We start from the raw sequence: 3,435 nt of genomic DNA, 5'->3' as shown, positions 1-3,435 counted from the left end.
GTTTGAGATAGGCTGGGAATACCTGCAGTTCACCTGCATCGAACAGCCCTTTGCGAATGCAGAACCTGGGGTAGAGCATGGCGCCGCTGACTGTGTTTACCAGATACCAGCGTGACCTTAAGCTTGCGTTACCAAAATTGGGGGTTTGGTTCTGAAGTCGCAAGCTGTTTGGCAGTGCCGAGAGCTGATGCAATTGCTCAATACTGCGCAAGGTCGCTTCGACCTGGCGCAAGCCCTTTTCCAGCATGTCCTTGCCAACGCCCATGGCCTGGCTCGCGCCTGCGGACAGCCCGGCAATCTCGGCCTGATGGCGCATCATGAAGTTGGCTTCCTCAGCACTCAGTGCAGCCAGGCTTTCGCGCACCTGCGCCGCAGCCGTCATCAGCTCGGCCTCCTCACGGGTGCAGGCACTGGTGATGTCCGGGTCACCAACGACAAAGATTTCCCCCGCCTTGAAGCCACTGGCAAAGGTCGGGTTGAGCCGCTGTAGTCGAGCGATCAGTTGAGGCTCTTGTTGTGCCGTCAGCAAGGCCAGCACCTGGGCACCGGTCATGCTGTGCGGCACGATGTAGAAGCCAGGCTGCAACGTGCCATTGGTGGCGGTCATCGCAGGCGGAGGGGGAAAAACGGCAGATGGCGTCCTTGTCATGCACAGGTTCCTTGGGCAAAGAGGCCCGGAACCTAGCACTGGCATTCACGGCTTAACGCACCGCTGGACGGAATGGGAAGCGTCCCACAGTAAAATCGGATTCATCGCCCTATGAAGCTGGCTTGCCGGCGATGGCCTGGTTCACTCGAACAGCACTTCAGCCGCCATTTGCGGATACTCGGCCTGCAGAGTGGCCAGGCATTTTTGCATCAGCTCGGCGTCCCTCGGCAACTGCCTGGAAAAAGTGTCCCAGCCACTGAGCTTCAACTGTCGAGGCATCTGCACAAGGCCGGTAATCGCATCCCAGAAGGCATCCCAGTTACAGCCATACCAATCGGGAAAGCCGAGGGCATCCCTTAACAGGCAATGCAGCTCCCTGGCGCTTGTCACCTTGCCCAGATCAATCGCCACCACCTGTAAGCGGCTCAATTGAAATGCCCCAGATAGGTGAGCGTGGCGGTGCTTTGTGGTTGCCGCGGATTGGAGTGATCTGGTGAGCGGCGGTCGCCGTAAATCGCATTGTCGCCGACGATGATGAAGTGACTGAAACCGCCCAGAGACCGGGAACACAACAGCGCTTTCTGCGCCTCGTTGGCCACCAGGCTCTGCACATACTCCAGCGATTCATCCAGCTCGACAAAGTCCGAATCCATGAAGAATTCAAGCTCCTGGGCAAGCCGCCAGGTCGGATTGCGATCTTCCCACGCGGCGAACTCGGCAGAACTTGCGTCGGCGGGCGGCTCGGGTTGCCATTGCTCGAAAGCGAACTGGCGAGCGTGCGTTTCGCTCTCGAAGGTGGCGGCGAAGAGGTGGAAGGAGTAGCAGGTTGGATCGTCCATAATCGGCCTTGCTGAGTGTCCTGAACAGGGCTGCAGGTTACCAGTGATCGGTAGTTAATTTTTGCCGAGTTTGTAGGCACCGATGGCCAAGAACATCAATGCAAAGCCGGTAAATCCCAGCCAGATTGCAATGATCATCCTGCGCCTGAGCCCTCGCGGCAAATTATCCATCTTGTCTGCATCGAGATGGCCCCTGCGAACATGCAGCTTTGGCCAGATCACCACGCCGCAGGCCGACCATACCAAGTAACAACGTGACTTGAAGCTTGCAGTGCCCCATAGGTTCTTCTGGCGCTCGAACCAGGGATTGCCTTGAATTGCCTCAATCAAAAGGTCGAAATCACGGCTCAAGGCGACGCAGGCATTCATCGCCATTGCAGATAGCATCAACAGAAAAGGCGTTGATAAGAACACCAATTGCACACCGGGCATCCAGGTTCGCGGATCTTCTGTCATGGTCGTGTCCAGTCGTAAATCAAATCGCCCATTAACTCACCACCTTTACTTAAACCCAAGCCCCCAATTAGCGACCCACCCCCGACCAGAACTATCCCACAAACGGGTACACCCAATCCGGCACTTGCTACGGCAAACACACCGCATACGGCGGCAGCAGTAGCAATTCCAGCTTTGGCGCCGAAGGCTCCACCAATAAGCCCCCCGGCAAAACTACCCGACGCGGTAAAGCGGATTCTTTTGCACTCATCCGTCTCCCCAACCCGACAAGCATCCCGGACCGTCAACCACGACGCCGTCCCTCCCAACCCAATCCCGACATACCCGCCATACTTGAGATACTTGGCCGTCTTCGCCACCTGGTCCAGATGCGTCGCATACCCCGGAATCTGCCCGGCCCCGCCAGCCCGGCTCCAGTGGTGCACCAGGCTGCGAGTCGAAATCCCCAGGTTCTTGCGCAAGCTGTCGTAGCTCCCCAGGTTCAGCCGTTTGTTTAAAAAGGCACTCTTGAGCTGCGCATCAAGCTGCAAGTACAGCCGTCGGCGGGCATTGAAGAAGTCCGGGCTGTTCAACCTGCCGCTGCGGCTGAACTCGCGCTGATGCAATTGCTCAATACTGCGCAAGGTCGCTTCGACCTGGCGCAAGCCCTTTTCCAGCATGTCCTTGCCAACGCCCATGGCCTGGCTCGCGCCTGCGGACAGCCCGGCAATCTCGGCCTGATGGCGCATCATGAAGTTGGCTTCCTCAGCACTCAGTGCAGCCAGGCTTTCGCGCACCTGCGCCGCAGCCGTCATCAGCTCGGCCTCCTCACGGGTGCAGGCACTGGTGATGTCCGGGTCACCAACGACAAAGATTTCCCCCGCCTTGAAGCCACTGGCAAAGGTCGGGTTGAGCCGCTGTAGTCGAGCGATCAGTTGAGGCCCTTGTTGTGCCGTCAGCAGGGCCAGCACCTGGGCACCGGTCATGCTGTGCGGCACGATGTAGAAGCCAGGCTGCAAAGTACCGCTGGTGGCGGTCATCGCAGGCGGAGGGGGAAAAACGGCAGATGGCGTCCTTGTCATGCACAGGTTCCTTGGGCAAAGAGGCCCGGAACCTAGCACTGGCATTCACGGCTTAACGCACCGCTAGACGGAATGGGAAGCGTCCCACAGTAAAATCGGATTCATCGCCCTATGAAGCTGGCTTGCCGGCGATGGCCTGGTTCACTCGAACAGCACTTCAGCCGCCATTTGCGGATACTCGGCCTGCAGAGTGGCCAGGCATTTTTGCATCAGCTCGGCGTCCCTCGGCAACTGCCTGGAAAAAGTGTCCCAGCCACTGAGCTTCAACTGTCGAGGCATCTGCACAAGGCCGGTAATCGCATCCCAGAAGGCATCCCAGTTACAGCCATACCAATCGGGAAAGCCGAGGGCATCCCTTAACAGGCAATGCAGCTCCCTGGCGCTTGTCACCTTGCCCAGATCAATCGCCACCACCTGTAAGCGGCTCAAT

At 58.3% G+C, this 3,435-nt stretch carries 5 protein-coding genes and 1 pseudogene; all 6 read right to left on the bottom strand.

Features of this window, described 5'->3' with window-relative positions; genetic code table 11:
- Window positions 1–649, bottom strand: a pseudogene (locus CCOS864_RS27970) (hypothetical protein); the annotation flags it as partial.
- A 141-nt stretch (window positions 650–790) separates the two neighbouring features.
- Entirely contained in the window at window positions 791–1,078 is a 288-nt protein-coding gene (locus tag CCOS864_RS27965; protein ID WP_115087382.1) for a barstar family protein, read from the bottom strand.
- Window positions 1,075–1,488, bottom strand: coding sequence for a hypothetical protein (locus tag CCOS864_RS27960; RefSeq protein WP_115089633.1), 414 nt, complete (start codon window positions 1,486–1,488; stop codon window positions 1,075–1,077). The genes CCOS864_RS27965 and CCOS864_RS27960 overlap by 4 nt, the downstream gene beginning before the upstream one ends.
- A 54-nt stretch (window positions 1,489–1,542) precedes the next feature.
- Window positions 1,543–1,944 carry a hypothetical protein gene (locus CCOS864_RS27955; protein WP_177414858.1) on the bottom strand — a complete coding sequence of 134 codons (402 nt, stop codon included), beginning with the start codon at window positions 1,942–1,944 and terminating at the stop codon, window positions 1,543–1,545.
- Window positions 1,941–3,005, bottom strand: a complete 1,065-nt coding sequence (locus CCOS864_RS27950; protein WP_115089632.1) for a hypothetical protein — start codon at window positions 3,003–3,005, stop codon at window positions 1,941–1,943. Before CCOS864_RS27950 ends, CCOS864_RS27955 begins: the two co-directional genes overlap by 4 nt.
- A 141-nt stretch (window positions 3,006–3,146) precedes the next feature.
- Window positions 3,147–3,434: a barstar family protein gene (locus tag CCOS864_RS27945; RefSeq protein ID WP_115087382.1), complete on the bottom strand. Its 288-nt coding sequence runs from the start codon at window positions 3,432–3,434 to the stop codon at window positions 3,147–3,149.
- Between the last annotated feature and the right edge of the window lies 1 nt (window position 3,435).

Source organism: Pseudomonas wadenswilerensis, from assembly GCF_900497695.1.
In the GTDB taxonomy this organism is placed as follows: Bacteria; Pseudomonadota; Gammaproteobacteria; order Pseudomonadales; family Pseudomonadaceae; genus Aquipseudomonas; species Aquipseudomonas wadenswilerensis.
Note: the sequence above shows the minus strand (reverse complement) of the source record. Positions and strands in the feature narration are given on the sequence as shown.